This window comes from Mesorhizobium sp. M7A.F.Ca.ET.027.02.1.1, assembly GCF_004022985.1.
Classification (GTDB): Bacteria; Pseudomonadota; Alphaproteobacteria; order Rhizobiales; family Rhizobiaceae; genus Mesorhizobium.
The window spans coordinates 1-5,300 of the sequence record NZ_RZOL01000414.1 but is presented as its reverse complement, the minus strand read 5'-3'; the positions used below and the strand labels follow the sequence as shown (position 1 = coordinate 5,300).

Annotated in this window: 6 protein-coding genes; all 6 read right to left on the bottom strand. The window is 64.9% G+C overall.

Features of this window, described 5'->3' with window-relative positions; genetic code table 11:
• The coding region (locus EN749_RS30025; protein WP_245491520.1) for a nucleoside hydrolase at window positions 1–249 on the bottom strand (249 nt) is incomplete at its 3' end.
• On the bottom strand, window positions 246–1,259 hold the full coding sequence (locus tag EN749_RS30020; RefSeq protein ID WP_127382472.1) for a nucleoside hydrolase: 1,014 nt from the start codon (window positions 1,257–1,259) through the stop codon (window positions 246–248). The genes EN749_RS30020 and EN749_RS30025, both read right to left, overlap by 4 nt.
• A gap of 11 nt (window positions 1,260–1,270) precedes the next feature.
• Window positions 1,271–2,257 (bottom strand): ABC transporter permease, encoded by a 987-nt coding sequence (locus tag EN749_RS30015; protein ID WP_127396270.1) that lies wholly within the window; start codon window positions 2,255–2,257, stop codon window positions 1,271–1,273.
• The gene (locus EN749_RS30010; RefSeq protein ID WP_128364517.1) at window positions 2,245–3,285 is read right to left on the bottom strand and encodes an ABC transporter permease; all 1,041 of its coding nucleotides are present in this window, start codon (window positions 3,283–3,285) and stop codon (window positions 2,245–2,247) included. The genes EN749_RS30015 and EN749_RS30010 overlap by 13 nt, the downstream gene beginning before the upstream one ends.
• Window positions 3,282–4,856 carry an ABC transporter ATP-binding protein gene (locus EN749_RS30005; protein WP_189367795.1) on the bottom strand — a complete coding sequence of 525 codons (1,575 nt, stop codon included), beginning with the start codon at window positions 4,854–4,856 and terminating at the stop codon, window positions 3,282–3,284. The genes EN749_RS30010 and EN749_RS30005 overlap by 4 nt, the downstream gene beginning before the upstream one ends.
• Before the next feature lie 91 nt (window positions 4,857–4,947).
• Window positions 4,948–5,300: BMP family ABC transporter substrate-binding protein (locus EN749_RS30000; protein WP_128364516.1), on the bottom strand; the 353-nt coding region annotated here is incomplete at its 5' end.

Genomic DNA, 5,300 nt, shown 5'->3' with positions numbered 1-5,300 from the left:
CTGCAGCGGGCGCGCCAGCGGGCGGTGGCAGCCCTGCGCGACAGGCACGTCGCCGGCGCCGATATATTCCAGGATGCGCAAGGCATTGGCCGTCGTCTTCTCGACTTCCGCATTGCCGCAGGTCGTGGTGACGCCGAGGAGTTCGATGGCCGGCGAGCGATGCGCCATGACCAGCGCGATGGCGTCGTCGTGGCCGGGGTCGCAGTCGAACAGGATAGGAGTTGGCTTGGTCATCATGTCGTCTTTCACGCCGCCCGCTCGTAGCGCGCTATGGTTTTCTTGAAGCCGTCGAGGAAACGCCGGCCGTCCAGGCCGGTGCAGATGCGGGTGGTCTTGGGCCCGCCGCCGGGCAGCAATTGCCGGCCGCGATAAGCGACGGTCTGGCCGCGCGCCAGCCTGCCGTCGAGCACGACGTCGGCGAACAGCGGCTCGGTCATCGTCGCCAGGCCGGGATCGAAAGCCAGCGCCACGGTGATCACGTCGTCCATCGGGAACCCGACGAGGTCGAAGAACTCGCGCCAGATGTCGATGTAGATCGGGAAGCTGTCGGCGATCATCTCAAGGACGGGATTGTCCCTGGCGACGGCCTGCATGTCGGCGATGTCGTCGCGCGTCAGCATCGAGTCGGCGACGCGGTTGTCCTCGCAGATGTCGAGCGGCACGAGGATCTTCTCGACGTCGGCGTTGAGCACGATGCGCGAAGCCTCCGGATCGGCCCAGATGTTGTATTCCGACAGGGGTGTGATGTTGCCCGGCGTCTGGAAATTGCCGCCGAGCACGATCAGCCGCTTGAGTGCGCCGGTCAATCGCGGCTCCTGCAACAGCGCCATCGCCGCGTTGGTCAGCGGGCCGGTCGTCACCAGCGTGATCTCGCCCGGATTGGCCATGACCGTGCCGATGATGAAATCGACCGCATGTCCCGACGTGGCCTGCCGCACCGGCGTCGGCGCCGGCGGGTTGAACTTCTTCAGGCGATCGCCGAAACGGGCAACGAGCCGTTTTTCGAAATGCACCGGCGCCTCCATATCGGCCTTGGCGTTGCCTACGATCGGCCGCCACGCGCCGGCATGAACCGGGATATCGTCACGCCCGGCGAGCGTCAGCGTGTTGAGGACGACGTTGGTGACCTGCTCGATCGGGCCGGCGGCACCGGTCACGGTGGTCACGCCCTCGAGCCGCAGCTTCGGATTGACCGCCGCAAACAGCACGGCGAGAATATCGTCGCCGGCCGAATCCACGTCGAGGATTATGCGTTCCATAAAGGCTTCCTTCACTGGGGATTTTTGCCGCCGGGTTCGGCGTTCTTGTCCACCGACAGCAGCTTGCGCATCGATTCCAGCGTCTCCGCGATGATCCTCGGACGCGCCCGGTAGGACAGCGCGAACAATGCGATCAGCGCGACGACATAAGGAACCGTGAGAACCAGGTAGGACGGATAGCCGAACGTCTGCAGGCGCAGCGAAAAAGCATCGGCGAAGCCGAACAGCAGGCAGCCGGCCAGCACCTTCAGCGGATCGCCGTTGGAGAAGATCAGGATTGCCACCGCCATGAAACCACGGCCCGACGACATGTTTTCCGTGAACATGGTGATGTAGCCGAGTGACAGGTGAGCGCCGGCGAGGCCCGCCAGCAATCCGCACAGCAGGGATGCGATGTAGCGGACGCGGGTGATCGATATGCCAAGCGCCTCGGCGGCTTCCGGCTTTTCGCCGACGACGCGGATATAGAGGCCGAGCCGCGTCCTGGTATAGCAGACGACCAGCAGCGGCACCGCGATGAAGGCGACATAGACGAGCGGCGTGAAGCCGGAGATCAGCGGCGCCCATGAGCCGAGAAGGTCGCGGGCACCGGGCAGCTGGACTTTCGGCAGGCCGACGATGCCGTGACCGACGATCGAGCCGCGCGTGCCGAAGATCGCTTTCATCAGCGAGATTGTCATGCCGCCGGCCAGGATGTTGAGCGCCAGCCCGACGACCACTTCATTGGCCTTGAAGCTCACCACCAGGACAGCAAAGACCAGGGCGAAGACGAGCGCCGCCGCGACGCCGCAGGCGACCCCCGCCAGCGCGGAACCGGTCCAGATCGACCCGAGGACGGCGAAGAAGGCGCCGACCAGCATCTGCCCTTCGAGGCCGATGTTGAAGATGCCGGCCTTGGTGGTGAACGAGCCGCCAAGCGCGACCAGAAGGATGGGCGCGGTGGTGCGAAGCGTCGCCGCGATCAGCGCGACGTTGATGAGCTTGTCTAGAATTTCCATCGCCGCTCCCCTGCCTGGCTGTCGCCACGCTTTCTCACCAGCACCTGGGCCGACACGCTGAGGATGATCAGCGCCTGGATCACGGTGATGATTTCGCGCGACGCGCTGGTGTCGACCTCGAGCAGCAGCGATCCGTTGCGCAGGGCGCCGAAGAACAGTGCGGTGAAGATGGTGGCGACAGGCGAGCCATTGGCAAGCAGGGCGGCGATCAACCCGTCGAAGCCGAAACCGGGGGCAAATCCTTCCATGAAGCGGTGATGGACGCCGAGCGTCTCGACGCCGCCGGCCAGCCCGCCGACGGCCCCCGAAAGCAGCAGGACCAGGAAACCCTGCCGTTTCACGCTGACGCCGCCATATTCGGCGAATTTCGGCGCCGAACCGACCATCGTGACGCCGTAACCCCATTTGGTGTAGCGGAAGACAAGGGCTGCGCCGACCGCCAGCACCAGGCCAATGACCAGACCCCAGTTCAACCGCGAAAAGGTGAAGATCTCCGGCAGGTAGGATGTCGCCAGGATCGGCGGTGTCTCCGACCAGCCACCCGGCCGCTTGAACAGGAAGATGGTGAAATAGGACGTGAGCAGCACCGCCACGTAGTTCGACAGGATCGTCGAGACGACTTCGTTGGTGTTGTAGCGGGCGCGGAAGTAGGCGGGGATGGCGACCCAGGCCGCGCCTGCCACGACCGCGAGCGCCAGCGCGGCCAGCGTGTGAATGCCCGCGGGCAGGGGCATGGCAAAGCCGACCCACGCGGCGGCGAAGCCGCCGAGGAACAGCTGGCCCTCGATGCCGACGTTGAACATGCCGCCGCGCAGGCCGATGCAGGCGGCGACACCGCAGATCAGGATCGGCGTCGTCTGCAGCAAGGTCCCGGCGATCTTCTCCTGATCGCCGAAGGCGCCGCGCAACAGCGTCATGAACACACGCACCGGGCTTTCGCCGACCATGAGGATGATGATCGCGCCCATCAGCAGCGCCACGCCGACGGCGATGACCTGGCCGGAAACGGCACGCAAATGGTCTGTCATGATGCGGTCTCCGCGGCGAATTCCGGCGCGGCCACGCCTGCCATCATCATGCCGATGCGCTCCTCGTCGGCCTCGTCGCCGGCGACCTCGCCCATGATCCGCCCGTTGAACATCACCAGGATGCGGTCGGCAAGGGCGGCCAGTTCGTCGAGCTGCACGGAAATCAGCAGGATTGCGCGGCCGGCGGCGCGCTGGCGCATGATCTCGTCATGAATGGCCTCCTGGGCGCCGATGTCGACGCCGCGCGTCGGCTGGTCGATCAGCAGGAAATCGGCGCCATTGGTGAATTCGCGCGCCAGAACGACCTTCTGGATGTTTCCGCCCGAAAGCCGCTTGACCGCATCGCCCGGTCCGCGCGTGCGAATGTCGAAGCTCTTGATCAGCGTTTCGGCGTTTTGATTTATGGCATTCCAGTTGAGCATGCCGGCGCGGCTCCATGGGGCGCGGTGCTGGCGGCCCATCAGGGTGTTGGCTGCTATCGAAGCGTTGCGATCGACCCCGCGCACCATGCGGTCGCCTGGAACATGGGCGAGGCCTGCCTGGCGGATCGCGGCGGGGGAGAGCGCGGTGAGATTCCGGCCCTTCAGCCACGCCCCGCCATGGCTTGCCGGTCGCAAGCCCGAAAGCACTTCCGCCAGCTCCGTCTGTCCATTGCCGGCCACACCCGCGATCCCCACCACCTCGCCGGAGCCGACGGTGAAACTGGCATCGCGAAGAGCCGGCAGCAGGCGGTCGTCGCGCGCCCACAGATCCTTGACTTCGAGCACCACGTCGCCGTGCAGCGAAGCGCGCGGCCGGCGGTCAAAGCTCACCTCGCGGCCGACCATCATGTGCACCAACTCGTCCTTGCTGAGCTCGGCCGTCGGCCGGGTCGCCACCTTCCTGCCGTTGCGCAGCACCGTCACCGTGTCGGACACTTCCATCACCTCTTCCAGGTGATGCGAAATGAAGATCACCGTCATGCCTTCGGCCACGAAGCTGCGCAGTGTCTGGAACAGTTCACGGCTTTCCTGCGGCGTCAGCACGGCGGTCGGTTCATCGAGGATGATGGTGCGCGCGCCGCGCACCAGGACCTTAAGGATTTCGATGCGTTGCTCTATGCCGACCGAGAGCAGCCCGACGCGCTCGGTCGGATCGACCTGCAGGCCGAAGCGCTTCGACAGGTCGCGCGTGCGCGCAATTTGTGCGGCGTGGTCGATCAGGCCATGGCGACGGATTTCCATACCGAGAAAGACGTTGTCGGCAACCGAGAGCGAGGGAACCAGCTTGAAATGCTGGTGAACCATGCCGAGGCCGGCCTTTATCGCCACGGACGGATCGGCGATCACGATCTCTTCACCGTTCAGCCGGATCGAGCCTTCGTCCGGCTGCAAGAGGCCGAACAGGATGTTCATCAGCGTCGTCTTGCCGGCACCGTTCTCGCCGATGATGGCGTGGATCTCGCCGCGGCAGACCGCAAGGTCGATGCCGTCATTGGCGACGAATGCGCCAAAACGCTTGGTGATGCCAGTCAACTCGACGGCCATCGCGGCATTGCTGTGGAGGGTCGGCGACCCCGGCGTGTTCGACAACGTGGCTCTCGCAGATTGGACACTGATCCGCCGCGGCAAGCCGCGGCGGATCAGTGTAGCGCTTTCTTGGGAGGGAGGCGCTGTTGTTGGCTTACTTTGCCTTGGCGATCACGATCTTGCCGTCGACGATGCCCTTTTTGATCTCGTCCAGCTTGGCGGTCACGTCAGCGGGGATCTTTGGGGCAATATCATCGCAGACCTTGACCTCGACACCGCCCGAGGCGAGGTCGAAAGTGCGGGTGCCGGCGGTGATCTTGCGGCCCTCGACCTCATCCTTGATCAGCGTGTAGACGGCGATGTCGCCGCGCTTCAGCATGCTGGCGAGCACATTTCCGGGAGCCGAGCCGCACATGTCGATGTCGACGCCGATCGAATATTTGTCGACCGCGGCACTTGCCTGCATCACGCCTTCACCCGTCGGGCCGGCGACGTTGTAGACAATAT

What these genes read in the sequence shown, in the direction of transcription:
- EN749_RS30020 (WP_127382472.1), bottom strand. Translation starts at nt 1,259, where the DNA reads ATGGAACGCATAATCCTCGACGTGGATTCGGCCGGCGACGATATTCTC.
- EN749_RS30015 (WP_127396270.1), bottom strand. Translation starts at nt 2,257, where the DNA reads ATGGAAATTCTAGACAAGCTCATCAACGTCGCGCTGATCGCGGCGACG.
- EN749_RS30010 (WP_128364517.1), bottom strand. Translation starts at nt 3,285, where the DNA reads ATGACAGACCATTTGCGTGCCGTTTCCGGCCAGGTCATCGCCGTCGGC.